Source organism: Streptomyces sp. NRRL B-24572 (assembly GCF_002156145.1).
GTDB classification, from domain to species: domain Bacteria; phylum Actinomycetota; class Actinomycetes; order Streptomycetales; family Streptomycetaceae; genus Streptomyces; species Streptomyces vietnamensis.
The window spans coordinates 1-25385 of the sequence record NZ_MWIG01000069.1; the positions used below are offsets into that span (position 1 = coordinate 1).

Below are 25385 nucleotides of genomic sequence, written 5' to 3' on the forward strand. Positions count from 1 at the left end.
CCCGCGGCCCAGCCGCCGTTCTCGTCGATGAGGCCCTGCGCGCCCAGGGCCTCATCGACGAGAACGGCGGCTGGGCCGCGGGCAACGCCAGACTCTGGTTCCTCGGCGACTTCACCGACCGCGGCCCCGACGGCATCGGCGTCATCGACCTCGTCATGCGCCTCTCCGCCGAGGCCGCCGCCGCCGGCGGCTACTGCAAGGCCCTCATGGGCAACCACGAGCTGCTGCTCATCGGCGCCAAACGCTTCGGCGACACGCCCGTCAACTCCGGCGCGGGCACCGCCACCTTCCAGGCCGCCTGGCTGCTCAACGGCGGCCAGAAGCACGACATGGACCGCCTCCAGGACGTCCACCTCCAGTGGATGTCCCGGCTGGACGCCGTGGTCCGCGAGGACGACCACCTCCTCGTGCACTCCGACACCACCGCGTACCTCGAATACGGCCAGACCATCGAGGACGTCAACGACACGGTTCACGAGGTCCTCAACCGGAACGACGCCGACGAGGTCTGGGACCTCTTCCGGAAGTTCACCAAGCGCTTCGCGTTCCGCGACGACGGCGGACCGCAGGCCGTCCAGGAGCTGCTCTCCACCTACGGCGGCCGCCGGATCGTGCACGGCCACAGCCCCATCCCGTACCTCCTCGGCCAGGTCGGCACGGAGGACGGCGAGGACGGCGGAGGCCCGGTCGTCGACGGACCGCACGTGTACGCCGACGGTCTCGCGATCGCCATGGACGGCGGCGTGACCATGGCCGGAAAGCTACTGGTCGTCCAACTCCCCCTGAACGGCTGACGCATAACCCTGCGCATCCGGGGAAGTCGATTTCCGGAAACACCCTGTCAGGCCGTGGTGTCACCGCAATACCATCGGGTCATCCGTAGCAGGCTCTCCTCCGTTTCCGCCCAACCGACCGTTTCCCACGGCTGATCCGGGCCTACGGAGCATCGGGGGATGCACATGAACGTGGCTCCGCACCTGCTGACCGAGGACCGCGCCGAATACGAGCGGATCCTCGACGACGCACTGAGCACCGCCCACGCACGTCCGGAACTCGCCGGAGTCGGAACCCGGCTGACGGTCGCGCAGCTGCGCGCCATGACGCTGAACGCGACAGCGCTGATCACCACCGCCGCGGCGAGCGAGTACGACCACTTCGTGAAGGTCCGCGAGCAGAACCGCGTGGCCGCCCGGACCCGTACGCCCGGACCGGACCCCGGAGCGAACCCCGGCACGGGCGTCGGCGTCGTCGCCATCGTCAACGTGATGGTGCCCGTCCTCGCGGGCACGGCCGCCGCGATACTCCTTCTGGTCGGGGCGGTCCTGCACGCCCTCGCCCCCACGGTGGTGTTCGGCGAGACCCTGCTGACGGCCGGCCTCGTCTTCGCCGCCCTCGCCGCCGCCGGCCTGCTCAGCGCGGGCGCCGGCCTCCTCGTGACCGCCCTGCGCAACAGACCGGCCGCGGCGGACGGCACCGCCACGGCCGACGACGAACTCACCCTCGCCCGGGAGGCCTGGCGCCGCGCCCTCCTGGAGCGCGGCATCCTCCCCTTCCTCCGCGACGCCCTCGCCGCGACCGGACCACCGGACGCGGCGAGGCCCTGAGGAGCGGGCGACGGGACCGGGACCTACTCGGCCAGCGGCAGGTAGACCCGGTTGCCGCTCGCCGCGAACTCCTTCGACTTCTCCGCCATGCCGGCCTCGATCTCCTGCTGCGTACCGCCGTGCTCACGCCGGATGTCCTGGGAGATCTTCATCGAGCAGAACTTCGGACCGCACATCGAGCAGAAGTGCGCGGTCTTCGCGGGCTCCGCCGGCAGCGTCTCGTCGTGGAACTCGCGTGCGGTGTCCGGGTCGAGGGCCAGGTTGAACTGGTCCTCCCAGCGGAACTCGAACCGCGCGTCCGACAGCGCGTCGTCCCACTCCTGCGCGCCCGGGTGCCCCTTGGCGAGGTCCGCCGCGTGCGCCGCGATCTTGTACGTGATGACGCCCGTCTTCACGTCGTCCTTGTTCGGCAGGCCCAGGTGCTCCTTGGGCGTGACGTAGCAGAGCATCGCCGTGCCCCACCAGGCGATCATCGCCGCGCCGATGCCCGAGGTGATGTGGTCGTACGCCGGGGCGACGTCCGTGGTCAGCGGGCCGAGCGTGTAGAACGGCGCCTCCTCGCAGATCTCCTGCTGGAGGTCGATGTTCTCCTTGATCTTGTGCATCGGGACGTGCCCGGGGCCCTCGATCATCGTCTGTACGTCGTGGCGCTTGGCGATCGTGTTCAGCTCGCCGAGCGTGCGCAGCTCCGCGAACTGCGCCTCGTCATTGGCGTCCGCGATCGAGCCGGGGCGCAGGCCGTCGCCGAGCGAGTACGTGACGTCGTACGCCGCGAGGATCTCGCAGAGCTCCTCGAAGTTCGTGTAGAGGAAGTTCTCCTTGTGGTGCGCCAGACACCAGGCGGCCATGATCGAGCCGCCGCGCGAGACGATGCCGGTCTTGCGGCGCGCGGTGAGCGGCACGTACGGCAGGAGCACGCCGGCGTGGACCGTCATGTAGTCGACGCCCTGCTCGGCCTGCTCGATGACCGTGTCCTTGTAGATCTCCCAGGTCAGCTCCTCGGCCTTGCCGTCGACCTTCTCCAGGGCCTGGTAGAGCGGCACGGTGCCGATCGGCACGGGGGAGTTGCGCAGCACCCACTCGCGGGTGGTGTGGATGTTGCGGCCGGTGGAGAGGTCCATGACCGTGTCGGCGCCCCACTTGGTCGCCCAGGTCATCTTCTCCACCTCCTCCTCGATGGAGGAGGTGACGGCGGAGTTGCCGATGTTGGCGTTGACCTTCACCAGGAACCGCTTGCCGATGATCATCGGCTCGATCTCCGGGTGGTTCACGTTCGCCGGCAGCACCGCGCGGCCCGCGGCGATCTCCTCCCGTACGACCTCGGGGGAGACGTTCTCGCGGATCGCGACGTACTCCATCTCCGGGGTGATCTCCCCCCGGCGGGCGTACGCGAGCTGGGTCACGGCCTGGCCGTCGCGACCCCGGCGCGGCAGGCGGGGGCGGCCGGGGAAGACGGCGTCGAGGTTCTTCAGCCCACCGCCGCGCGGGGAGGTGTGCTTGATGCCGTCGTCCTCGGGGCGGACCGGGCGGCCCGCGTACTCCTCGGTGTCGCCGCGCGCGATGATCCAGTTCTCGCGCAGCGGCGGAAGGCCCCGCCGGACGTCGGTGTCGATGGCGGGGTCGGTGTACGGGCCGGACGTGTCGTACAGCGTGACGTCCTTGCCGTTGGTGAGGTGCACCTGGCGGACGGGCACCCGGAGGTCGGGGCGCGAGCCCTGGACGTACCCCTTGTGCCAGCCCGGCGTGCGCTCCTGCGACTCGGTCTGGTTCTGGTCGGAGGCAGGCGTGCGTGCATCCTGAATGGTCATGAGACCGATCTCCCTACGCCGGCATTACCCGGTAACAGGTTCGGCGGTCGGCGCAGCCTCCTCCCGTACGTGCGTACGGTGATCAGCGCCCTCTCAGCCCGGTGCTCCGAGCTCCCGCGTGTGCAAAGGTGCCACCACGCTAGCGTCATCCCTGGCGTGCTGAACAGTGGGCCCCCCGCCGTTCTTGCGATGATCGGTCGGTGACTTCCCCCCAGCAGCCCCCCGAACCCCATGACCACGGGCACTCCCATTCCCACAGCCACGGCCCCGCCGTCCCGGTCTCGCGGCATCTGCGCAAGGTCATCGCCGCAATCCTGATCCCCTTCGCCACCGCCGTCGTGGTCGGGCTCGCGGTCCTGTGGCCCGGCGGCACCCCGGCGCACGAGCGGACCGGCGTCGGCTTCGACCGGCAGACCCAGCAGGGCAAGGTCGTCTCCGTCGAGCACGTCGACTGCAAGGACGTGAACGCCGCCCAGGTCCCGCCGACCGGCGACACCTCCACTCCGGAGGGCCGCGAGGCGGTCAACGCCCAGCAGGGGCAGTGCGAGAAGGCGACGATCGAGGTCACCACCGGCCCGGACGCGGGACGCAGGTTCGTCGAGATCGTGCAGCCGGACGCGCCTCGTCAACTGCACGAGGGGCAGGGCGTGGTGGTGGCGTACGCCCCCGACGCCCCGCACGACCTGCAGTACTCGGTGACCGATGTGAACCGCAAGGTGCCGCTGGCGGTGCTCGCCGGCATCTTCGCCCTCGCGGTCGTGCTGGTCGGCCGGATGCGGGGCGTCATGGCGCTCATCGCGCTCGCCGTGAGCTTCCTCGTGCTGACGTACTTCATCCTTCCGGCGATCCTGGAGGGATCGAACCCGCTGGTCGTGGCGGTGGTCGGGTCGAGCGCGATCATGCTGATCGCGCTCTACATGTGTCACGGCCTCTCGGCCCGCACCTCGGTCGCCGTGCTCGGCACACTGATCTCCCTGCTCCTGATCGGTCTGCTGGGCTCGCTCTTCATCGGCTGGACCTCGCTCAGCGGCAACACCGACGACTACACCGGTCTGATCCACGGTCTGTATCCGGAGATCGACATGTCCGGTCTGCTGCTCGCCGGGATCATCATCGGTTCGCTCGGTGTGCTCGACGACGTGACGGTGACCCAGACGTCGGCCGTCTGGGAGCTGCACCAGGCCGATCCGGGCATGGGGCCGCGCGGCCTGTACCGGGCAGGGATCCGGATCGGCCGCGACCACATCGCCTCGGTCGTGAACACGCTGGTGCTCGCCTACGCGGGTGCCGCCCTGCCGCTGCTGCTGCTCTTCTCCATCGCGCAGAGCAGCATGGGGACGGTGGCCAACAGCGAGCTGGTCGCCGAGGAGATCGTCCGGACCCTGGTCGGGTCGATCGGTCTGGTGGCGTCCGTTCCGCTCACCACGGGACTCGCGGCCCTGGTCGTCTCCGCCGACCGGCCGGCGTCCGGGGGTGGGAAGCCGGCGGCGGTACGGGGAGGGCGGCGGCGGCGCGCCAAGTGAGGCGTACGTGCGAGGGCTCGGGCCGGCCCGGCTCGGGGAGGGTCCGGCGCGAACGGGCGGTTCAGGCGGGGCCGGCGTTCTCCTCGGCCAGGATCCGGCCCAGTGCGGCCTCCAGGTGGTCCTCGAAGTCACCGAGTGTCCGTTCCTGACCGAGCGGAACCAGCTTGTCCGTTCGGTCGAGGAAGGCGACCAGCGGCGGCGCGCTGGCCCGGAACAGCGCGCGGTCGCCGCCCACCTGGAGCCGGATGGAGACGTCCGAGAGCCTCTCCGGCTCCGTGGGGGCGATGTGCACATCCCCGTCCCCACTCGGCCGGTTGATCCCGTCGAGCAGCAGTTCCCTTCCGAACGCCCAGGTCACAGGCGCGTCTCCGGGGAGGTGGAAGGTCATCCGCACCGCGTAGGGATCCCGGGTCTCATAACGGAGTTCGACCGGGATCTTGAAGGAGAGCTCCTCGGAGACGAGGAAGCTCATCAGGACCTCGGCCTGAACCGACTCTCGCATCGTGTACCCCGCAGTAGATGAAGCAGTTGTGTGAACACAGCTGCTGAAAGCTGTGACCGAAACGGCCAGGAATGATCCCCCGTGGCCCTCTTGACGCAATCGTGCTGTACGCGTTAGCAGATCACAAGGAGTGATTTTTCAGATACTGATAGAGAACGCGAGTGAACCGAAGAGCCTCCCGATCTCCGTGCGTAGCCGCTCGACTGCCGGGAGCAACCGTTCTTCCTGGTGAAGGGGGAGAGAAATAGCCATCGTGCCCGCCGCGGAGCCCACGGTGATGGGGATGGCGGCACAGACCGTGCCGAGCGCATATTCCTGACGCTCCACCAGGGGTTCCATTCGCTCCAAACCACCCAAACGCTCCGAAAGGGCACGGCGGTTACGCACCGTGTACGGAGTGATGGCTTCCACCGGATGGCGGTCGAGGTGGTCTTGACGAGATTCCGGATCGAGTTGACTCAGCAGGCACTGCCCGATCGCGTGGGCGTGCGCCGTCTCGCGGAAGTCGGCCCATTCCTCGACTGCGGGGTTGGAAGGGGTGTCGGCGACGGCGACGAGTTCGACCTCGCCCTCGCGGTAGACGGCGAAGTAGATGGGTACGCCGATCTCGTCCCGCCATGTGGCGAGGGAGTCTTCGATCTTGATGCGACGATTCTGCACATCTCCGCCGCCGGCCAGTCGGACGGCGGCGTCGCCCAGGACGAACACACCCTTGTCGCGGAGCAGATAGCCCTCGTGCGTCAGGGTGCGGAGCAGGTGGTACGTGGTGGGCAGCGGAAGGCCCGTCTCACGGGCGAGCTGCTTGGCGGGGGCGCCCTCCGAATGGGAGGCCACGGCCTCCAGGAGTCTCAGCGCCCGCTGCACCGAGCCGATCAGGGTAGGCGCAGCCGTCTGCGTAGCCATGGCCAAAGGTCACCCCCAGGCGTGACGACGGATGCAGCGCACCCGCCCGCGGGGGCCGCCCCCGCGCGCCCGCCGGGCCTGGGAAACCGCTGGTCAGTACGGACGTCTACGCCCGTAGTCCCCAACACGGCGGAGAGATTCCACTCTAGTGGCAGCCCCGGGGCCCATACCCTGATTCGACCAGCGCGTTCCCCCGCCCGGGCTAATGCCCGCCATCGGCCTCATACCGATCAGTAGCTTGTGCTACCAATCCTGGCGCGACCTGGCGGAGGAGCTGAACTTCCGCACGACGTAGATCAGTCCGGCGACGAGGGCCGCGAAGAGCAGCACCTTGAAGAGCAGACTGACCACGAAGGTCAGGACGCTGGTGATCAGCCCGCCGAAGACGAACAGGGCGAGGAGGGGTATGGCGACCCACTTCACCCACCAGGGCATCCCCGCGAGAATCTCCCGTACGGCCATCGTCCCTACCTCGCTCCCGAAGAACCGCTCCGCGCGCTCTGCGCCGAACACCCTCAAGGCTAGGGGCGGGAGGAAGCCCGCGGGGGCCCCGCGGCCCCCGCTCTCCCCTGATCCGACCCTTAGGGGCCCGGGCTCGGCGACCCTCAGCCCGCCGGGTCCGGCCCAGCGCTCCGGGTCCGGTTCGGATTCGGCCCTCCGAGGTCCGGCTCAGCCCTCCGGCTCAGCCCTCCGGCGGCGAGAAGACCACCATGACCCGCAGGTCCTCGCTGATGTGGTGGAACCGGTGCTCCACCCCGGCCGGCACGTAGACCACGCTGCCGCGCGCCACCTGGGTCGTCTCCGTCCCGACCGTGATCGCCGCCCGGCCGCTGACCACGAAGTACACCTCGTCCTGGCCGTGCGGCCGCTGCGGATCGAGCTCCCCCGCGTCGAGCGCGTACAGCCCCACCGACATGTTCCGCTCGCGCAGGAACTGGAGGTACGCGCCCTTGTTCGCGGCGCGCTCCGCCTCCAGTTCGTCCAGCCGGAATGCCTTCATCGCCTGCTCGCCCCTGCCCTGGCCCGATCACGTCTGCCACGATCGGACCCATGAAGAATTTCGTCGTCAAGACGCTCGCGAACGCGGGCGCCCTCGGAGTCGCCATCTGGTTGCTCCAGGACATCACCCTGACCGGTGACAGCACCGCCAAGAAGGCCTGGACGCTCATTCTCGTCGCCCTGGTCTTCGGTCTGGTGAACTTCCTGGTGAAGCCGATCGTCAAGCTGCTGACCCTTCCCCTCTTCATCCTGACCCTCGGTCTGATCACCCTGGTGGTCAACGCCCTGATGCTGCTCCTCACGTCCTGGCTGGCCGATCAGCTCGACCTCAGCTTCCACGTGGAGGGCTTCTGGACCGCCGTCCTGGGCGGCCTGATCATCTCCGTCGTCTCGTGGGCGCTGAACGTCGTGCTCCCCGACGGCGACTGAGTGGGGACCATGGCCTATCGCGTCTGCTTCGTCTGCACGGGCAACATCTGCCGCTCGCCGATGGCCGAGCACGTCTTCCGCCGTCGGGTGGAGGAGGCCGGCCTCGGCGCTCTGGTGGAGGTCGACAGCGCCGGCACCGGAGGCTGGCACGAGGGCGACGGAGCCGACCCGCGCACGGTCGCCGTCCTCGACGAGAACGGATACACCTCCGCGCACACCGCCCGGCGGTTCCGGTCCTCGTGGTTCCCCGCCCTCGACCTGGTGATCGCCCTGGACGAGGGGCATCTGCGGGAACTCCGGGAGCTCGCCCGCACCCCCGACGAAGCGGCGAGGATACGGCTCCTGCGCTCCTACGACCCGGCCGCCGGGTCCGGACTAGACGTCCCCGACCCTTACTACGGGGGCCGCGAGGAGTTCGAGGAGTGCCTGGAGATGGTGGAGGCCGCGAGCGAGGGACTGCTCACGGCCGTACGCACGGAACTGGAGGAACGGACACTGTGACGGACCAGGAAATCGGCGACGGCACGCGGGCGGTACGGGCCGGGCTGCCCGAGCCCGTGAAGTACGAACCGACCTTGCCGGGGCCGGTCTTCGCGGCCCACTTCCACCTGCCGGGCGAGCCGACCGGCCCGTACACCTACGGCCGCGACGAGAACCCGACCTGGACCCATCTGGAACGGGCGATCGGCGAGCTCGAGGCACCGGGGGAGGAGGGCGTGGAGACGCTGGTGTTCGCGTCCGGCATGGCCGCCGTCTCCGCCGTCCTCTTCTCCCAGCTGAAGGCGGGCGACGCGGTGGTGGTGCCGTCCGACGGCTACCAGGCGCTGCCCCTGGTGCACGAGCAGCTGCGGGCGTACGGCATCGAGGTCCGCACCGCACCGACCGGCGGCGACGCCCAGCTGTCCGTACTGGACGGGGCCCGGCTGCTGTGGATCGAGAGTCCGTCCAACCCCGGTCTCGACGTCTGCGACATCCGGCGCCTGGTGGACGAGGCGCACGCGGCCGGGGCGCTCGTCGCCGTCGACAACACCCTCGCCACCCCGCTCGGCCAGCGCCCGCTCGCCCTGGGCGCGGACTTCTCCGTCGCCAGCGACACCAAGGGAATGACCGGGCACGGCGACATCCTGCTCGGCCATGTGAGCTGCCGGGATCCCCTGCGGGCTGCGGAGGTACGACGCTGGCGCAAGATCGTCGGCGCCATCCCCGGCCCCATGGAGGCCTGGCTCGCCCACCGGTCGCTCGCCACGCTCCAGCTGCGGATCGACCGGCAGTGCTCCACCGCGCTGGCCCTGGCGCGGGCGCTCGCCGAGCGCGCGGACGTGACCGGCCTTCGCTACCCCGGACTGCCCGAGGATCCCTCGCACACGGTGGCCGCCCGGCAGATGCGGCGCTTCGGACCGGTGGTCTCCTTCGAACTGGCGGACCGGAAGCGGGCCGATCGGTTCCTGGAGGAGCTGCGGCTCGTCGACGACGCCACCAGCTTCGGCGGCGTGCGCTCCACGGCGGAGCGGCGCGGGCGCTGGGGCGGGGACGCGGTCGCGGAGGGCTTCATCCGCTTCTCGGTCGGAGCCGAGGACCCGGAAGACCTGATCGCCGATGTGCTGCGCGCCCTCGACGAGGCCGGCGGCGCGGGCTGACCAGCGCCTCGGGACACGGACCGAGGACGCTCCGAGCCTCCCCCCTCATGGCTCGGAACGTCCTCGGTTCCACGCGCGGAGACCGCCTGAACAAGGCTAGTTGACTGTGCGTCAGTGTCCAATCACGGTAGCGACAACGACCTATCGACATATTTATAGTTGGACGGTCCTGAGGCGCAGTCAGCCGACCGCCTGAGTCGAACGGCCGCACGACGGCCGGGAGGGGGCGGACATGGATCTGGCTCTGCTGCGCACGTTCGTCACGGTGCACCGGGCCGGTTCCTTCACCCGCGCCGCCGCACTCCTCGGCCTCTCCCAGCCCGCCGTCACCAGCCAGATCCGGACCCTCGAACGACAGTTGGGACGGCCGCTCTTCCTCAGACAGGCGCGCGGAGTCACCCCCACCACCGTCGGCGACGAACTCGCGCACCGCGCGGCGCCCCATCTGGACGCCCTCGTGGAGATCGCCGAGACCGGCCTCGCCGAGGAGAGCGGGGTGCGCACCCTCCATCTCGCCGGGCCCCCGGAGTTCACCGCGCTGCGCGCGCTGCCCGCCCTCGCCCCGCTGGTCGGCCAGGGGCTCGCCGTGCGGGCCTCCTTCCTCGACGACACGGAGGAGATCCTCGACGGGCTCGCCGCCGGACACCACGATCTGGCCATCGCCACCGTCCGTCCCCGGGGCGGTCTGCTCGTCTCCATCCCGCTCTGCGACGAGGAACACGTGCTTGTCGCGGCCCCGCGCTGGGCCGCCAGGCTCTCCCCCGAGGTGCTCCTGGGCAAGGGCGCGGTGGTCCTGGAGCACCTGCCGGTGGTCGAGGTGCACGAGTCGCTGCCCTTCGTCTCCCGCTACTGGGCGAGCGTCTTCGAGACGAAACCGGCCGCCGCCGCCACCGTCATCGCCCCCGACCTGCGGGCCGTGCGGGACGTCGCCGCCTCCGGTGCAGGGCTCGCCGTCCTGCCGCGTTACCTGTGCGAGGAGGCCCTGGAGCGGGGACACCTCGTGGCGCTGCTCGACCCCCCGGTCCCGCCGCTCCGGACCTATTTCCTGGTCGCGCGCACGGGGACGCTCGCCCTGCCCCCCTTGGCGCGGGCCCATGAGGAGCTGCTGCGCGCGGCCGGGAACTGGTGAGTTTCAGGACACCTCGGACGGGCCATTTTCTTCCCATGACCGAACGGCCCGTGATCAAGCGCACCGCACGCGCCATCCTGCTCGACGGGGACGACCTGATCCTCATCAAGCGGACCAAGCCCGGGGTGGATCCCTACTGGGTCACGCCCGGCGGCGGCGTGGAGCCCACCGACGCCACCGTCGTCGAAGCCCTGCACCGCGAGGTGCTCGAAGAGCTCGGCGCGAAGATCACCGATGTGGTGCCCTGCTTCGTCGACACCGTCGAGCACATCGTCGACGGCGGGGTCTCCGGGGTGAAGGTCCAGCACTTCTTCGTCTGCCGGCTCGGCTCCATGGACACCTCGCTGCGGCACGGCCCCGAGGTGGAGGAACCGATCGGCGAGTACGAGATCGTCCGGGTGCCGTTCAACCGGGTCGGCATCGCCGCCGTGAACCTCGTCCCGCTCTCCCTGCGCCACTACCTCGACGGCAACATCGAGGGCGTCCGCGCGATGCACGCCCCCGACCTGGGGTAGCTAGCCGGCCGACGCGGGGGTGAGCTCCGCGAGGAAGTCGTGGCGGATGCGGTCCGAGGGGACCCCCGCTCCGCGCAGTGCGTCGACCCCGCAGCGGACCATGTCGAGCGGACCCGAGAGATAGGCGTCGCGTTCGTCCCAGGGACCGTAGCGGCAGACGGCCTCCGGAAGCCTTCCCTGCTCCCCGGTGACCGGGTGGACGGAGAGCCACGGGAAGGTCTTCTGGAGCCGCAGCATCGTGTCGATGTCATAGAGGTCGTGGCCGCTGCGCGCCCCGTAGAAGACGTCGACCGGGCGCCGGTCCCCGTGCTCGGCGACGTCCTCGACCAGCGCCTTGATCGGCGCTATCCCGGTGCCACCGCCCATGCAGAGCAGGCCGGTGTCCGTGGAGTGGTCGACCGTCATGGAGCCGGCCGGCGGACCGAGCCGCAGCACGTCCCCGGGGCGCGCCCGGTGGACCAGGGCGTTGGACACCCAGCCGGCCGGGACGGCCTTGACGTGGAGGGACAGCAGTCCGTCCGGCCGGGGCGCCGAGGCGAAGGAGTAGTGGCGCCATATCCGGGGCCACCACGGGGTCTCCAGGGTCGTGTACTGCCCGGCGAGGAAGGGGTACGGCCGGTCGGGCCTGAGCGTGACGACGGCGATGTCCGCGGTGCGCAGATCGTGCGAGACCACCTCGGCCTGCCACCAGGCGGGGGCGGTCCGCTCGTCCTCCGCGGCCGCGTCGATCATGATCTGGGAGATCGTCGTGTACGTGCGGACCCAGGCCGCCTCGGTCTCCTCGTCCCAGCTCTTCTCCGCGTACCGCACGAGCGCGCCGATGAGGGCCTCGCCGACGGCCGGATAGTGGGTGGCCCGGGTCCCGTACTTCCGGTGCCCCCGGCCGAGGTTCTCCAGGTACGCGGTGAGGACCGGGACGTCGTCCATGTGCTCGGCCGCCGTCAGGAGGGCCTTCAGGAGCCGGTCCCGCTGGGTGTCCATGGCCACGGGGAACATCTCGCGCAGCTCGGGGTGGTGGGTGAAGAGCAGGGCGTAGAAGTACGAGGTCACCCGGTCGGCGACCGGTGCGATCTCCGCCAGGGTGCGACGGACGAGAGCGGCATCGGCGGAGGGTCCCTCGGATATCCGGGGTTCCTTCCCGTCCGCCGCCGGGGACTCCCGGTCGTCCGTCGTGGTGGTCGGAGCATCCATCATGTGCCTCGCCTCGCGCTGGCCGGCTTCCGTGACCGCAGCATGACCCCTGCGACCGGCGCTTCGGACGGAAAGTGGCGTTCTCGGGCCATAGGCCCGGGTTTCTGGCTAGGCTGCGCTGTTTCGGACCAACGCGTAGGCCTCGCGCAGGTCCCCTCCGGAGTAGGTGTGGTGGGAGAGTCCGGCGAGATGGTGGTCCGCGTTCACGGCCACGGTCTCCGGCACGATCGCGAAGAGCTCCGCGTCGGACATCGAGTCCCCGTACGCGACGCAGTCGACCGGGTCCACTCCGTACTCCGCACAGAGCTCCCGCGCGATCCGCACCTTCGCCCGCGCGTCGAGAATGCCCGGCCGGTGGATCGGCTCGGTGAACGGGACCGCCGGCCAGAGCGAGCCGTGCGTCGTGTCGACGCCCCAGTCGAGGAGCCGCTCGACGAAGAAATCGGGCGAGAGGGAGATGACCGCGCAGCGGTCTCCCCGGGCCCGGATGTCCGCCCAGACCTCGCGGATGCCCGCCAGCCAGGGCGCCCCGTCGAAGGCCGCCGCGACCTGCTCCGAGGTGAGCGCGGACCACAGCTCGCGGGCCCGGACGGCGAACTCGTCCGGTGTGAGCCCCCGCAGGAACCCCTCCTCCAGGGCGGCGATCTCGTCGGCCAGGCCCAGTTGCCGGGAGATCTCCACCGCGGCGGCCGAGCCCCGGATCAGGGTGCCGTCGAGGTCGAAGAGGTGCAGTCGGCGTGTTCGGGGGTTCGAGGGTTTCACGTGAAACACCGTAAAGCGGTGGACGGGAGATCACCGTGTCGTTCAGCCTGAAAGGCATGCCGACTTCCCCCACCTCCCTCGCACAGCTCCCGATCCGGCGCCTTGCCTCGGAGGACCTCCTCGCCTGCGCCGACCTCTCCGAGAACCGGGGATGGCTTCGCGAGGAACACAAGTGGGGCCTGCTCCTCACCGCCGGCACCGGCTACGGCATCGACGACCCCGACGGTCCTGGCCTCGCCGCCTGCTCCGTGGTCACCTCGTACGGTCCCGGGCTCGCCGCGATCGGCATGGTCCTCGTCGCCGAGCGGTACGGACGCCAGGGCCTGGGGCGCCGGCTCATGCAGCACGTCCTCGCGGAGTCAGGGGACACCCCGCTCACGCTGTACGCCACGTCCAACGGACAGCCCCTGTACGAGCAGCTGGGCTTCACCGTGGCGAGCCGGGCCGAGATGGTGCGCGGGCATTTCACCTTCACCGCGCCCGCCCCGGATGTTCCGGTCCGCCCGGCGACGGCCGAGGACCTCCCGGCGATCCTGCGCCTGGACCACGAGGTCTTCGGCCTCGACCGCACCCACCTCATCGCCCGGCTCCCCGCGTTCGCGGACCACCTCCGGGTCGCGGAGGAGGGCGGTGAGATCACCGGCTTCGCGGCCGCCTGGCCCAACATGGACACCCATGTCATCGGCCCCCTGATCGCCCGGGACCCCGGCACGGCGAAGGCCCTGATCGCCTCCCTGGCGGCCGCCACCGACCGACCGCTGCGCACGGACATCGACGTGCGGCACACCTCCCTCCTGAGCTGGGCGAAGGAGAACGGCATCGACACGATCGCCACCACGTCGGTGATGATCCGCTCCCTGCCCGACCTCCCCGGCGACTGGCGCCGCCGCTTCGCCCCCCTGACGGTCGCCGCCGGATAGCTTTACTTGCAGACGCGCATTATTGCGTTGCTTCGTCTACCCTGGACCGGGAGCCGCTCCGGCGCCGAGGAGACACCGAGGAGAGAACATGACCGCGACGGACCCCGCACTCACCGCGCTCTCCCAGCGCTGGTGCGCCCTCTCCTTGCTGCACGGCAGGATCGAGTCCCACATCGAGCGCGCCCTGGAGTCCGGCCACGGTCTGAGCGTGCGGGAGTACTCACTGCTCGACGTCCTCAGCCGCCAGCACAGCGGCCCCGGCGGCCACCTCCAGATGAAGCAGGTCGCCGACGCCGTCGTGCTCAGCCAGAGCGCCACCACCCGGCTCGTCACCCGGCTCGAGGACCGCGGCCTGCTCACCCGGTACCTCTGCGCCACCGACCGGCGCGGCATCTACACCGATGTGACCGAGGCCGGCCTCAAGCTCCTCGAAGAGGCCCGCCCCACCAACGACAGCGCGCTCCGCGAGGCCCTCGACGAAGCCGCGAAGAACCCGGAGCTGGCGCCGCTGGTCCAGGTCGTGGAGGGCGTGGGCGCGCCCATGTGAGCCTGGCCCCCGGGGCGGGGACGTCCCGGCGTTACGCTGCGATGCATGAGCGATCTTGAGATACGCCCCGCCACCGCGGAGGACCTTCCGGCCGTCGTCGCGATGCTCGCCGACGATCCCCTGGGCGCACAGCGCGAGTCCCCCGACGACCTCGCCCCGTATCTCAGCGCCTTCGAGCGCCTCGCGAGCGACCCGAACCAGCACGTGGTCGTGGCCGTCCGCGAGGACAAGGTCGTCGGCACCCTCCAGCTGACGGTCATCCCGGGGCTCTCCCGCCGCGGCACCACCCGCTCGATCATCGAGGGCGTCCGCATCCACGCCGACGAGCGCGGCAGCGGTCTCGGGACGCAGCTCATCGAATGGGCCGTCGAGGAGTCCGGACGCCAGGGCTGCCGACTCGTCCAGCTGACCTCCGACGTCACCCGCACCGATGCCCACCGCTTCTACGAGCGCCTGGGCTTCGAGGCCTCCCACGTGGGCTTCAAAAAGACCCTTTGAGGACGTGTTTCACGTGAAACAGCTGAAACAGCGCGGTTTCACGTGAAACACCGCCCAACGGCTCACCGGCTCAGAGACCGCGCCAGCCGGCCTCGTCCACACCGCCCGGAACCGCGTCCCGCGGCTCGTACGGCTCCCGCGTGAAGACGAACGACCCGAGGTCGAGATGGCTCACGCTGCCGTCGGCGCGCCGCACCGCCCTGAGCGTCTCCCCCGCGTAGTAGCCGTTCAGCCCTACCCAGCCGCCCTCGGGCAGCGCGCGGAACCGGGCCCGCCGCCCGACGCCCCGCAGGGGTTCGAGCACCACGCTCCGCTCGGGACCGAGCCGAAGGCCGTAGGCGTACGTTCCCCAGTACCAAGGCCCCGCGAGGGACAGCAGTTCCTCGTCGACCTCGGCCTCGGGAAGGGGCCGCCACGGCTCCGGGAACCTCGGCTCCGCCTCCGCCACGATCCGTACGAGATCGGCGGCCACCACCGCCGTCAGCGGACCCGAGGTGGCGTTGGAGAGGGCGATCCCCGCGAGGCCGTCCTCCACGCTCACCCATACACAGGCGACGAAGCCCGGAAGGGATCCGGTGTGGCCGACCAGGGTGCGGCCGTCCTTCCGCAGCAGCTGGAGACCGAGCCCGTAGCCCCCCTCCCAGTCGCCCTCCCCGGCCGGGGAGGCCGGGGCGCGCATCTCCTCCACGGACGACGGGGCGAGCACCCGCTCGTCCCCCGCCGCGAGGAAGGCGGCGAACCGGGCGAGGTCGGCGGCCGTCGACCAGAGCTGCCCGGCCGGCGCCATCAGGCCGAGGTCCTCGGACGGCTCGGGCAGCATGACGTCGGCCCAGGGGTGGACGGCCCAGCCGCCCGCGTGCGGGGCGACGGGGTCGACGGTCGTACGGCCCATCCCCAGCGGCTCCAGGATCTCGCGCCGGAGCACTTCCTCCCAGGGCACTCCCCGGACCGCCTCGATCAGTGAACCGAGCAGTGTGTAGCCGGGGTTGGAGTAGTGGTGCCGACGCCCCGGCGACTGAAGGAAGGGCTTCTGCCCCAGGACGTCGGAGAGCTCGGGGCGCAGCGCGGCAGAGGACCTCTCCCACCACGCGCCGGGGGTCTCGGCTGCGAGACCGCCGCTGTGGGTCAGGAGTTGAGCGATCGTCACCTCACCGACGCCCGTTCCCTTGAGGTGCCGCTCCAGCGGATCGTCGAGCCCGAGCAGGCCCTCGTCCCGCAGCCGCATCACGAGCACGGCGGTGAACACCTTGGTGATCGAGCCGATCCTGAACTGGGTGTCCGCGTCGGGCGCGTGGCCGTCCACACAGCTGCGGGAACCGCTCCACACCAGCGCTCCGTCCCGGACGACCGCCCCCACGAAGGAGGGCGTCCGCCCCTCGGACTGGGCGACCGCGACACGGTGCAGCAGAGCCCGCTCGGTCCCGGGCAACAAGGCTTCGAATGATGTCGTCATAGACCCCATCAAACGCGATCCCGGCCGCGGAACTTCCCTGTGCAGGACCTCGCCGCGCAAGGCACAGGCCGCACTCGCCGATCAGCAGTTCTTCCGCCGTCTCAGATCGATGGCACAGCCGCTCGGTCTCACGGGCGTGGCATTTCCTGCGCGACCTCGGCCGACCGGTGAGCCCTGAATCGACTGGTCGACGACGGCGACCCCTGCCCTTGAATGAGGCCGAACCAGATAGTCTGCAACAAAACCATCTGCTACGGTCTCCCTCGTTGCGACAACCGGCAGGGGAGACCACACGTTTGCCGCATTCGACTCCGCGCCATCGCGCGCCTCGCCCGGCGCCGACACACCGGCTCGCCATCAACGCCGCGGCTGCCTGACCTGCCCTCCCGCCCCAACCACCGAAAGGCTGACCGACATGAGCGAGCACACCGCCACCGAGACCACCACCGGCACCACCCGGAACGACGGCCCGGCCCCCCGGGTGCTCACCGACCAGGAGCTCTCCCAGCTGTTGAGCCGGCAGCAGTTCGGCGTACTCGCGAGCGTCAGGAGCACCGGCCACCCGCACCTGTCGACCGTCCTCTACGACTGGAACGCCGAGGAACGCGTCCTGAGGTTCTCCTCCACCGCCGACCGCCTCAAGGTCCGCCAGTTGCGCCGCGACCCGCACGCCTCACTGCATGTCAGCGGCCCGGACATCTGGTCGTTCGCCGTGGCGGAGGGAGAGGCGGAGATCGCGGATCCGGCCGACGAGGCGGCCCCTGGCGAGCAGCCGCTGCCCGACCGGCGCGTGACCATCCTGCTCCGGGTCTCGCGCCTGTACGGGACCGCCCTGGACATCCCCGCCCAGGACTGAGGAACCGCGCCTCGCCCGAGCAGGAAGATGCGATCAAACCTTCGGATCAGGTCTGTGCCATGTCCACGAAGCGCGAGTAGTGGCCCTGGAAGGCCACGGTGATCGTGGCCGTCGGGCCGTTACGGTGCTTGCCCACGATGATGTCCGCCTCGCCCGCGCGCGGGGACTCCTTCTCGTAGGCGTCCTCGCGGTGCAGCAGGATGACCATGTCGGCGTCCTGCTCGATCGAGCCGGACTCACGCAGGTCGGAGACCATCGGCTTCTTGTCGGTGCGCTGTTCGGGACCACGGTTCAGCTGGGAGAGCGCGATCACCGGCAGTTCCAGCTCCTTGGCGAGGAGCTTCAGGTTTCGCGACATGTCGGAGACCTCTTGCTGACGGCTCTCCTGCCGCTTGGAACCACCCGACTGCATGAGCTGCAGATAGTCGATGATGACGAGCTTGAGGCCGTTGCGCTGCTTGAGCCGGCGGCACTTCGCGCGGATCTCCATCATCGACAGGTTCGGGGAGTCGTCGATGTACAGCGGGGCCTGGGAGACGTCCGGCATCCGGCGGGCCAGACGCGTCCAGTCCTCGTCGGTCATCGTGCCGGAGCGCATGTGGTGGAGCGCGACCCGGGCCTCGGCCGAGAGCAGACGCATCGCGATCTCGTTGCGGCCCATTTCGAGGGAGAAGATGACGCTGGGCAGGTTGTGCTTGATGGAGGCCGCGCGGGCGAAGTCCAGGGCGAGCGTCGACTTACCCATGGCGGGACGGGCCGCGATGATGATCATCTGGCCGGGGTGCAGTCCGTTGGTGAGCGAGTCGAGGTCGGTGAAGCCGGTGGGCACACCCGTCATCTCGCCGCTGCGGGAGCCGATCGCCTCGATCTCGTCGAGCGCCCCCTCCATGATGTCGCCGAGTGGCAGGTAGTCCTCGGTGGTGCGCTGCTCGGTGACCGCGTAGATCTCGGCCTGGGCCGAGTTCACGATCTCGTCGACGTCCCCGTCGGCCGCGTAGCCCATCTGCGTGATCTTGGTGCCGGCCTCCACGAGCCGGCGCAGGACCGCGCGCTCGTGGACGATCTCCGCGTAGTACGAGGCGTTGGCCGCGGTCGGTACCGACTGGACCAGGGTGTGGAGGTAGGAGGCGCCGCCGACACGGGTGATCTCGCCGCGCTTGGTGAGCTCGGCGCCGACCGTGATCGGGTCGGCCGGCTCGCCCTTGGCGTACAGGTCGAGGATCGCCGCGTAGACGGTCTCGTGCGCGGGCTTGTAGAAGTCGTTGCCCTTGATGATCTCCACGACGTCCGCGATGGCGTCCTTGGAGAGCAGCATGCCGCCGAGGACGGACTGCTCGGCGTCGAGGTCCTGCGGGGGAACGCGCTCGAAGCCGGAGAGCCCGCCGTCCCAGGGACCTTCGCCGCCCCGCTCGTGCTGGTCGTCGCGGCCGCGGCCACGGCCGCGCCCTTCGCCCCGGGTACGGGTGGGCAGCCGGTCGCTCGGTCCGCTGTCGGCCCAAGGGTCGTCCATGGGCTCGGGAACGCTCACCAAGCCACCTCCTCCCGTCCGCTCCGCGGACCTCGCCGTGCCACTCTTTCCTACGCCACGGCCTTGATCAAAGAGTGGCTTTGCGACCGCTTCTGACGCGTCGGGCGCCGGTCCACGGTAGGCCCGCCCGGGGCGACAGCCAATCTGGTTATCCACAGGCCCTGTGGGTGAAGGGCCAGATGCTGTGGAGAACTCCCCGGATCCTGTGCACGGAGCAGGGGACAGCCATGTGGACAAACTCATAGCGCACCCGGTCTCACACATCTGACCTGCACTTTTCTCATCCACGGGCTGTGGGGGAGAAAAAGTTCTCCCCAGGGACCAAGATCAGAACAAACGGCCCACACCCAGAGCCCCACACCATCCAAAAGTAAGGATCACTAAGCCATTGCATCGCTTACCTGTGGAAGATTAGATTGAGCCCATGACCCAGGCCCCCGTGACCTCCAAGGCCGTCCGTCGACAGCACGACCGCGAGATCCTCTCCCTCGCCCTGCCGGCCTTCGGTGCTCTCGTCGCCGAGCCGCTGTTCCTCATGGTCGACAGCGCCATCGTCGGCCACCTCGGCACACCCCAGCTCGCGGGCCTCGCGATCGCCGCGGCGCTGCTCTCCACCGCCGTGAGCGTCTTCGTCTTCCTCGCCTACGCCACCACGGCCGCCGTCGCCCGGCGGGTGGGCGCGGGCGACCTCCCGGCCGCCATCCGACAGGGCATGGACGGCATCTGGCTCGCGCTCCTCCTCGGCGCCGCCGTCGTCGCACTGACCCTGCCCGCGGCGCCATGGCTCGTCGATGTCTTCGGAGCCTCGGACACCGCCGCCCCGTACGCCGTCACCTACCTCAGGATCTCCGGCCTGGGGATCCCCGCCATGCTGGTGGTCCTGGCCGCCACCGGCGTCCTGCGCGGCCTCCAGGACACCCGTACACCGCTCTACGTGGCGATCGCCGGTTTCGCGGCCAACGGCGCGCTCAACCTCGGCCTGGTCTACGGGGCCGGTCTCGGCATCGCCGGCTCCGCCTGGGGCACGGTCATCGCCCAGTGCGGCATGGCCGCCGCCTACCTGGTCGTGGTCGTACGGGGCGCCCGGCGCCACGGCGCCTCCCTCCGTCCCGACCCGGTCGGCATACGCGCCTCCGCCCAGGCCGGCGCCCCGCTCCTGGTCCGTACGCTCTCGCTCCGCGCGGTCCTGATGATCGCCACGGCCGTCGCCGCCCGGCTCGGGGACGCGGAGGTCGCCGCCCACCAGATCATCCTGTCCCTGTGGAGCCTGATGGCCTTCGCGCTCGACGCGATCGCCATAGCGGGCCAGGCCATCATCGGCCGCTACCTCGGCGCGGACGACGCCGACGGCGCACGACAGGTCTGTCGCCGAATGGTCCAGTGGGGCGTGCTCTCCGGTGTGGTGCTCGGCGCGCTGCTCATCGTCACCCGCCCCCTGTTCGTCCCGCTCTTCACCGGCGACACCACCGTGCAGGACACCCTGCTCCCGGCCCTGCTCGTGGTCGCGGTCTCCCAGCCGATCTCCGGGGTCGTCTTCGTCCTCGACGGAGTCCTGATGGGCGCGGGAGACGGGCCGTACCTGGCCTGGGCGATGCTGCTCACACTGGCCGTCTTCGCCCCGGTCGCCCTCCTGGTCCCGACGCTCGGCGGCGGGCTGACGGCGCTCTGGTGGGCGATGACCCTGATGATGACGGTGCGGATGGGAACCCTCTGGTTCCGCATGCGCTCCGGCCGCTGGATCGTCACGGGCGCCGCGCGCTGACGCGGTACGCGTTTCACGTGAAACAGGCGGAAGGGAAACAGCGGAAGGGCCGCACCCCGAGGGGTGCGGCCCTTCCTCACTGCTGAGCGCAGACTGCCGAGGGCAGCGTTACGCGGCGACGACCTCGACGCCGAGCTTCGCGGCAACCTCGGGGTGCAGACGCACGGACACCTGGTGCGAGCCCAGGGTCTTGATCGGCGAACCGAGCTCGACGCGACGCTTGTCGACGTCGGGGCCACCCGCGGTCTTGATCGCCGAGGCGATGTCGGCCGGGGTCACGGAGCCGAAGAGACGGCCGGCGTCGCCGGAGCGAACGGCCAGGCGCACCTTCGTGCCCTCGAGCTGGGCCTTGATCTCGTTGGCCTGCTCGATGGTCGCGATCTCGTGGATCTTGCGGGCGCGGCGGATCTGCGCCACGTCCTTCTCGCCGCCCTTGGTCCAGCGGATCGCGAAACCGCGCGGGACCAGGTAGTTGCGAGCGTAGCCGTCCTTGACGTCGACGACGTCGCCAGCGGCACCGAGGCCGGAGACCTCGTGGGTGAGGATGATCTTCATTTTTCGGTCACCCTTCCCTTATCGCGCGGTGGACGTGTAAGGCAGCAGCGCCATCTCACGGCTGTTCTTGACGGCCGTGGCGACGTCACGCTGGTGCTGCGTGCAGTTGCCGGTCACGCGGCGGGCACGGATCTTGCCGCGGTCGGAAATGAACTTCCGCAGCATGTTCGTGTCCTTGTAGTCCACGTACGCGGTCTTGTCCTTGCAGAAAGCGCAGACCTTCTTCTTAGGCTTGCGCACAGGCGGCTTCGCCATGGTGTTTCTCCTGTGTGATCAAGAAGTGGGGGTACGAGCTGCTTCGAGGGCGTAGGCCCTAAAAGGGAGGCTCGTCCGAGTAGCCGCCGCCGGAGTTTCCACCCCAGCCGCCACCGCCGCCGCCCTGCTGGCCGCCGCCGGAGGAGCCGCCGGTCGCCCACGGGTCGTCGGCGGGAGCACCGCCACCACCCTGCTGGCCACCGCCGCCGGAGTTTCCACCCCAGCCGCCACCGCCGCCGCCCTGCTGGCCGCCGCCGTATCCACCCTGGCCGCCGCGACCGGTGGTCTTGGTGACCTTGGCCGTGGCGTTCTTGAGGCTGGGGCCGACTTCCTCGACGTCCAGCTCGTAGACCGTGCGCTTGACGCCCTCACGGTCCTCGTAGGACCGCTGCTTCAGCCGGCCCTGCACGACGACGCGCATGCCTCGCTGGAGCGACTCCGCGACGTTCTCCGCCGCCTGACGCCAGACCGAGCAGGTCAGGAAGAGGCTCTCGCCGTCCTTCCACTCGTTGGTCTGACGGTCGAAGGTGCGGGGGGTGGACGCGATACGGAACTTCGCGACCGCCGCACCGGACGGGGTGAAGCGCAGCTCGGGGTCGTCGACAAGATTGCCGACGACCGTGATGACGGTCTCGCCTGCCATGGGGGAACCTCTCGGCGGGTTTGCTTCTGGCTGCTTTGCTGCTACTCGAACCCGATGACCTCTGAGCTAGAAGCTCAGTGGGTCTCGGGGCGGAGGACCTTGGTCCGGAGGACCGACTCGTTCAGGTTCATCTGGCGGTCGAGCTCCTTGACGACCGCAGGCTCGGCCTGCAGGTCGATGACCGAGTAGATGCCCTCGGGCTTCTTCTTGATCTCGTACGAGAGACGACGACGGCCCCAGGTGTCGACCTTCTCGACCTTTCCGTTGCCCTCACGGACGACGGAGAGGAAGTTCTCGATCAGGGGGGCGACAGCGCGCTCCTCCAGATCGGGGTCGAGGATGACCATCACCTCGTAGTGACGCATGTGGAACCCACCTCCTTTGGACTCAGCGGCCACGGTCGTTCCGTGGCAGGAGGGTCGTGATGCGTGAGCAACGGTATCCGCCACCACTGACAGTCCCCCTCGGCGAACGAGGAGCGCTGTCGGGAATCCCGGAGGGACCTGGGCAGACACCGGCGCAGCTGTACAGAGTACCCGCACATCGCCCTGCGGTTGAAATTCCCCGGGAAGGGGACGCAATCTGTACACAACGGATGTCGGCGGCGCTACGATGCGCCGCCTTCCGGCAGGCACGCCAGGAGGTGCCCCATGGCACAGGCAATGCGACCCGACCCCGGCCACTCTCTCTTCGCGACCGACGGCAAACCCCATCCGCTCCAGGACACCCTGATGGTGGTGACACTGGTGCTGGGGATCGTCTCGTTCACGACCGCGCAGTTCTACAACCTGCACCTGCTGAGTTCGTGGTCAGGCCTGATCGGCATCCTGACGGGCGCCTACGGCCAGTTCATCTCCGTGACGACCCGCGAGCGCTTCCTGATGATCATCGGACTCGGAGCCTCGGCGGTCGGCTTCTACCTCGGAATGGCGCACGGAGGCCTCTTCGGCGGCGTCGTCAGCTGAGGCAGGCCGCACGTCGGCGCACACACACTTATTCGGGGCGCTCCCCGGTCACAGTAGGCTTCGGCGCGAGAGCCGGAGCCCCTGACCGATGGGGACACACCTGCCGAGGAGCGCCCCGCATGAGCCTGACCCTGAGGACCATCAGCCGTGAGCAGCATCTGGCATTCATCCAGAGCCAGCCCGCGGCGAGCCACTGCCAGGTCCCGGCGTGGGCTGACGTGAAGACCGAGTGGCGCTCGGAGAACCTCGGCTGGTTCGACAAGTCCGGTGAGCTCGTCGGCGCCGGCCTGGTGCTCTACCGCCAGCTCCCGAAGATCAAGCGCTACCTCGCGTATCTGCCCGAGGGCCCGGTCATCAACTGGTACGCGCCCAACCTCGACGACTGGCTGCAGCCGATGCTGGCGCACCTCAAGCACCAGGGCGCCTTCTCGGTGAAGATGGGCCCGCCGGTCGTCATCCGCCGCTGGGACTCGACCGCCATCAAGGCCGGCATCCAGGACCCGGACGTCAAGCGCCTCAAGGACGTCGAGGCCACCCACATCGAGCCGCGCGCCTTCGAGGTCGCGGACCGGCTGCGGAAGATGGGCTGGCAGCAGGGCGAGGACGGCGGCGCCGGCTTCGGCGACGTGCAGCCCCGCTACGTCTTCCAGGTCCCGCTGGCGAACCGCTCGCTCGACGACGTCCTCAAGGGCTTCAACCAGCTGTGGCGCCGCAACATCAAGAAGGCCGAGAAGGCCGGTGTCGAGGTCGTCCAGGGCGGCTACGAGGACCTGGCCGAGTGGCAGCGGCTGTACGAGATCACGGCCGTCCGCGACCACTTCCGGCCGCGCCCGCTCTCGTACTTCCAGCGCATGTGGACCGTCCTCAACAACGAGGACCCCAACCGCATGCGGCTCTACTTCGCGCGCCACAACGGGGTGAACCTCTCCGCCGCGACCATGCTCGTCGTCGGCGGGCACGTCTGGTACTCCTACGGCGCCTCCGACAACATCGGCCGCGAGGTCCGGCCCTCGAACGCGATGCAGTGGCGGATGCTGCGCGACGCGTACGCCATGGGCGCGACCGTCTACGACCTCCGGGGCATCTCGGACTCGCTCGACGAGACCGACCACCTCTTCGGGCTCATCCAGTTCAAGGTGGGCACGGGCGGCGAGGCCGTCGAGTACGTCGGCGAGTGGGACTTCCCGCTGAACAAGCTGCTGCACAAGGCGCTCGACATCTACATGTCGCGCCGCTGACCGTTCCGTAGGCTTCGTAGTCTCGTACACACCTCCGACACACCGCTCCCATCAGAAAGGCTCCGGGCCGGCCATGGCGCTCTCCCTCTACGTCGACACCGCTCGCTGGCGGGCGCACCAGAAGACCGTCATCGACCAGTTCCCCGGTCTCATTCCGGTCTGCAAGGGCAACGGGTACGGCTTCGGGCACGAGCGCCTCGCGGACGAGGCGGCCCGGTTCGGCGCCGACATGCTCGCCGTGGGCACCACGTACGAAGCCGCGAAGATCAAGGACTGGTTCGGTGGGGACCTGCTGGTCCTCACCCCCTTCCGGCGGGGTGAGGAACCGGTTCCGCTGCCCGACCGGGTGGTCCGTTCCGTCTCGTCCGTGGACGGCGTCCGCGCCCTGGTGGGCGCCCGGGTCGTGATCGAGTGCATGAGCTCGATGAAGCGGCACGGCGTGCACGAGGAGGAGCTCCAGCAGCTCCACTCCGCCATCGAGGACGTCCGCCTGGAGGGCTTCGCCCTCCACCTGCCCCTGGACCGCCCGGACGGCACCGACGCGGTCGAGGAGGTCATCGCCTGGATGGACCGGCTGCGGAACGCCCGGCTGCCGCTGCACACCATGTTCGTGAGCCACCTGCGGGCCGAGGAGCAGGCCCGGCTCCAGCAGCAGTTCCCGCAGACCCGCTTCCGCGCCCGGATCGGCACCCGACTGTGGCTCGGCGACCACGAGGCCACGGAGTACCGGGGCGCCGTCCTCGACGTGACCCGGGTCGCCAAGGGCGACCGGTTCGGCTACCGCCAGCAGAAGGCCGCGTCGGACGGCTGGCTGGTCGTCGTCGCCGGCGGCACCTCCCACGGCGTGGGCCTGGAGGCCCCGAAGGCGATGCACGGCGTCATGCCGCGCGCCAAGGGCGTCGCCCGGGCGGGCCTCGCCACCGTCAACCGGAACCTCTCGCCCTTCGTCTGGGCCGGGAAGCAGCGCTGGTTCGCCGAGCCGCCGCACATGCAGGTGTCGATCCTGTTCGTGCCGGCCGACGCCGAGGAGCCCCGGGTGGGCGACGAGCTCGTGGCGCATCTGCGCCACACCACGACGCAGTTCGACCGGCTCGTCGAGCGCTGAGACGACACGAGGTCGAAAAGCACGCGCCCCCGGGAGTCCTGCTCCCGGGGGCGCGTGC

The 25385-nt window shown here is 69.9% G+C and carries 29 protein-coding genes and 1 riboswitch; of the genes, 16 read left to right on the top strand and 13 right to left on the bottom strand.

The genetic code is table 11. The annotated features are described in order from the left end of the window. Positions 1 to 794: metallophosphoesterase (locus CCN56_RS04460; RefSeq protein WP_179199686.1), on the top strand; the 794-nt coding region annotated here is incomplete at its 5' end. 159 nt (positions 795 to 953) lie between these two features. After that, the gene (locus tag CCN56_RS04465; protein ID WP_086823841.1) at positions 954 to 1604 is read left to right on the top strand and encodes a hypothetical protein; all 651 of its coding nucleotides are present in this window, start codon (positions 954 to 956) and stop codon (positions 1602 to 1604) included. Positions 1605 to 1627: 23 nt separating this feature from the next. On the opposite strand, the gene thiC is transcribed toward CCN56_RS04465, so the two are convergent. Continuing rightward, a complete protein-coding gene (gene thiC / locus CCN56_RS04470) occupies positions 1628 to 3412 on the bottom strand; it encodes a phosphomethylpyrimidine synthase ThiC (RefSeq protein WP_086823843.1) in 1785 nt (594 codons plus the stop codon). Further along, positions 3406 to 3540, bottom strand: a riboswitch (TPP riboswitch). It overlaps the preceding gene by 7 nt. A gap of 72 nt (positions 3541 to 3612) precedes the next feature. On the opposite strand from thiC, the gene CCN56_RS04475 reads away from it, so the two are divergent. Then, positions 3613 to 4935 (top strand): YibE/F family protein, encoded by a 1323-nt coding sequence (locus CCN56_RS04475; RefSeq protein WP_086823845.1) that lies wholly within the window; start codon positions 3613 to 3615, stop codon positions 4933 to 4935. A 61-nt stretch (positions 4936 to 4996) separates the two neighbouring features. Here CCN56_RS04475 and CCN56_RS04480 read toward each other — a convergent pair whose 3' ends face one another. From CCN56_RS04480 to CCN56_RS04495, 4 genes are all read right to left on the bottom strand, one after another. After that, positions 4997 to 5437, bottom strand: a complete 441-nt coding sequence (locus CCN56_RS04480; protein WP_086823848.1) for an SsgA family sporulation/cell division regulator — start codon at positions 5435 to 5437, stop codon at positions 4997 to 4999. A 138-nt stretch (positions 5438 to 5575) separates the two neighbouring features. Beyond that, a complete protein-coding gene (locus CCN56_RS04485) occupies positions 5576 to 6340 on the bottom strand; it encodes an IclR family transcriptional regulator (protein ID WP_086823850.1) in 765 nt (254 codons plus the stop codon). Between the two features lie 243 nt (positions 6341 to 6583). Next, positions 6584 to 6802 (bottom strand): DUF5326 family protein, encoded by a 219-nt coding sequence (locus tag CCN56_RS04490; RefSeq protein ID WP_086823852.1) that lies wholly within the window; start codon positions 6800 to 6802, stop codon positions 6584 to 6586. A gap of 220 nt (positions 6803 to 7022) precedes the next feature. Then, positions 7023 to 7340: a cupin domain-containing protein gene (locus tag CCN56_RS04495; RefSeq protein WP_041130210.1), complete on the bottom strand. Its 318-nt coding sequence runs from the start codon at positions 7338 to 7340 to the stop codon at positions 7023 to 7025. A gap of 50 nt (positions 7341 to 7390) precedes the next feature. Between CCN56_RS04495 and CCN56_RS04500 the strand changes: the two genes are divergently transcribed. From CCN56_RS04500 to CCN56_RS04520, 5 genes are all read left to right on the top strand, one after another. Further along, positions 7391 to 7768: a phage holin family protein gene (locus tag CCN56_RS04500; RefSeq protein WP_086823855.1), complete on the top strand. Its 378-nt coding sequence runs from the start codon at positions 7391 to 7393 to the stop codon at positions 7766 to 7768. Between the two features lie 9 nt (positions 7769 to 7777). Continuing rightward, the gene (locus CCN56_RS04505; protein WP_086823857.1) at positions 7778 to 8269 is read left to right on the top strand and encodes a low molecular weight protein-tyrosine-phosphatase; all 492 of its coding nucleotides are present in this window, start codon (positions 7778 to 7780) and stop codon (positions 8267 to 8269) included. Then, a complete protein-coding gene (locus tag CCN56_RS04510) occupies positions 8266 to 9405 on the top strand; it encodes a cystathionine gamma-lyase (RefSeq protein ID WP_086823859.1) in 1140 nt (379 codons plus the stop codon). Before CCN56_RS04505 ends, CCN56_RS04510 begins: the two co-directional genes overlap by 4 nt. Positions 9406 to 9637: 232 nt before the next feature. Continuing rightward, on the top strand, positions 9638 to 10534 hold the full coding sequence (locus CCN56_RS04515; protein ID WP_086823861.1) for a LysR family transcriptional regulator: 897 nt from the start codon (positions 9638 to 9640) through the stop codon (positions 10532 to 10534). A 35-nt stretch (positions 10535 to 10569) separates the two neighbouring features. Then, complete coding sequence (locus tag CCN56_RS04520; RefSeq protein ID WP_086823863.1) at positions 10570 to 11049, top strand: NUDIX domain-containing protein; 480 nt, start codon at positions 10570 to 10572, stop codon at positions 11047 to 11049. Here the strand turns inward: CCN56_RS04520 and CCN56_RS04525 are convergent, their stop codons facing one another. Then, positions 11050 to 12243 (bottom strand): globin domain-containing protein, encoded by a 1194-nt coding sequence (locus CCN56_RS04525; protein ID WP_086823865.1) that lies wholly within the window; start codon positions 12241 to 12243, stop codon positions 11050 to 11052. It abuts the gene before it with no gap. Between the two features lie 105 nt (positions 12244 to 12348). After that, positions 12349 to 13011, bottom strand: coding sequence for an HAD family phosphatase (locus CCN56_RS04530; RefSeq protein ID WP_086823867.1), 663 nt, complete (start codon positions 13009 to 13011; stop codon positions 12349 to 12351). Between the two features lie 47 nt (positions 13012 to 13058). Between CCN56_RS04530 and CCN56_RS04535 the strand changes: the two genes are divergently transcribed. The 3 genes from CCN56_RS04535 to CCN56_RS04545 all read left to right on the top strand — a co-directional run bounded on the left by CCN56_RS04535 (position 13059) and on the right by CCN56_RS04545 (position 14967). Beyond that, on the top strand, positions 13059 to 13922 hold the full coding sequence (locus CCN56_RS04535; protein WP_086823869.1) for a GNAT family N-acetyltransferase: 864 nt from the start codon (positions 13059 to 13061) through the stop codon (positions 13920 to 13922). Positions 13923 to 14010: 88 nt separating this feature from the next. Next, positions 14011 to 14469, top strand: coding sequence for a MarR family winged helix-turn-helix transcriptional regulator (locus CCN56_RS04540; RefSeq protein WP_086823871.1), 459 nt, complete (start codon positions 14011 to 14013; stop codon positions 14467 to 14469). A gap of 45 nt (positions 14470 to 14514) precedes the next feature. Further along, entirely contained in the window at positions 14515 to 14967 is a 453-nt protein-coding gene (locus tag CCN56_RS04545; RefSeq protein WP_086823873.1) for a GNAT family N-acetyltransferase, read from the top strand. Positions 14968 to 15037: 70 nt separating this feature from the next. On the opposite strand, the gene CCN56_RS04550 is transcribed toward CCN56_RS04545, so the two are convergent. Further along, positions 15038 to 16420, bottom strand: coding sequence for a serine hydrolase (locus tag CCN56_RS04550; RefSeq protein ID WP_086823875.1), 1383 nt, complete (start codon positions 16418 to 16420; stop codon positions 15038 to 15040). Between the two features lie 415 nt (positions 16421 to 16835). Between CCN56_RS04550 and CCN56_RS04555 the strand changes: the two genes are divergently transcribed. Further along, the gene (locus CCN56_RS04555; protein ID WP_086823877.1) at positions 16836 to 17276 is read left to right on the top strand and encodes a pyridoxamine 5'-phosphate oxidase family protein; all 441 of its coding nucleotides are present in this window, start codon (positions 16836 to 16838) and stop codon (positions 17274 to 17276) included. Between the two features lie 46 nt (positions 17277 to 17322). On the opposite strand, the gene dnaB is transcribed toward CCN56_RS04555, so the two are convergent. Next, positions 17323 to 18804, bottom strand: a complete 1482-nt coding sequence (gene dnaB, locus CCN56_RS04560) for a replicative DNA helicase (RefSeq protein ID WP_078908767.1) — start codon at positions 18802 to 18804, stop codon at positions 17323 to 17325. Positions 18805 to 19228: 424 nt separating this feature from the next. Between dnaB and CCN56_RS04565 the strand changes: the two genes are divergently transcribed. Further along, positions 19229 to 20566 (top strand): MATE family efflux transporter, encoded by a 1338-nt coding sequence (locus tag CCN56_RS04565; protein ID WP_086823880.1) that lies wholly within the window; start codon positions 19229 to 19231, stop codon positions 20564 to 20566. Positions 20567 to 20674: 108 nt separating this feature from the next. On the opposite strand, the gene rplI is transcribed toward CCN56_RS04565, so the two are convergent. From rplI to rpsF, 4 genes are all read right to left on the bottom strand, one after another. Continuing rightward, positions 20675 to 21121, bottom strand: coding sequence for a 50S ribosomal protein L9 (gene rplI / locus CCN56_RS04570; RefSeq protein WP_053640001.1), 447 nt, complete (start codon positions 21119 to 21121; stop codon positions 20675 to 20677). A gap of 18 nt (positions 21122 to 21139) precedes the next feature. Further along, positions 21140 to 21376, bottom strand: coding sequence for a 30S ribosomal protein S18 (rpsR, locus tag CCN56_RS04575; protein ID WP_005315025.1), 237 nt, complete (start codon positions 21374 to 21376; stop codon positions 21140 to 21142). 58 nt (positions 21377 to 21434) lie between these two features. Further along, the gene (locus CCN56_RS04580; protein WP_041130196.1) at positions 21435 to 22019 is read right to left on the bottom strand and encodes a single-stranded DNA-binding protein; all 585 of its coding nucleotides are present in this window, start codon (positions 22017 to 22019) and stop codon (positions 21435 to 21437) included. Positions 22020 to 22093: 74 nt separating this feature from the next. After that, a complete protein-coding gene (gene rpsF / locus CCN56_RS04585; protein WP_005482942.1) occupies positions 22094 to 22384 on the bottom strand; it encodes a 30S ribosomal protein S6 in 291 nt (96 codons plus the stop codon). Positions 22385 to 22669: 285 nt separating this feature from the next. Between rpsF and CCN56_RS04590 the strand changes: the two genes are divergently transcribed. From CCN56_RS04590 to CCN56_RS04600, 3 genes are all read left to right on the top strand, one after another. Further along, the gene (locus CCN56_RS04590; protein ID WP_086823882.1) at positions 22670 to 22984 is read left to right on the top strand and encodes a hypothetical protein; all 315 of its coding nucleotides are present in this window, start codon (positions 22670 to 22672) and stop codon (positions 22982 to 22984) included. Between the two features lie 119 nt (positions 22985 to 23103). After that, positions 23104 to 24222 carry a peptidoglycan bridge formation glycyltransferase FemA/FemB family protein gene (locus CCN56_RS04595; protein WP_086823884.1) on the top strand — a complete coding sequence of 373 codons (1119 nt, stop codon included), beginning with the start codon at positions 23104 to 23106 and terminating at the stop codon, positions 24220 to 24222. A 73-nt stretch (positions 24223 to 24295) separates the two neighbouring features. After that, positions 24296 to 25327 carry an alanine racemase gene (locus tag CCN56_RS04600; RefSeq protein ID WP_086823885.1) on the top strand — a complete coding sequence of 344 codons (1032 nt, stop codon included), beginning with the start codon at positions 24296 to 24298 and terminating at the stop codon, positions 25325 to 25327. Positions 25328 to 25385: the final 58 nt, after the last annotated feature.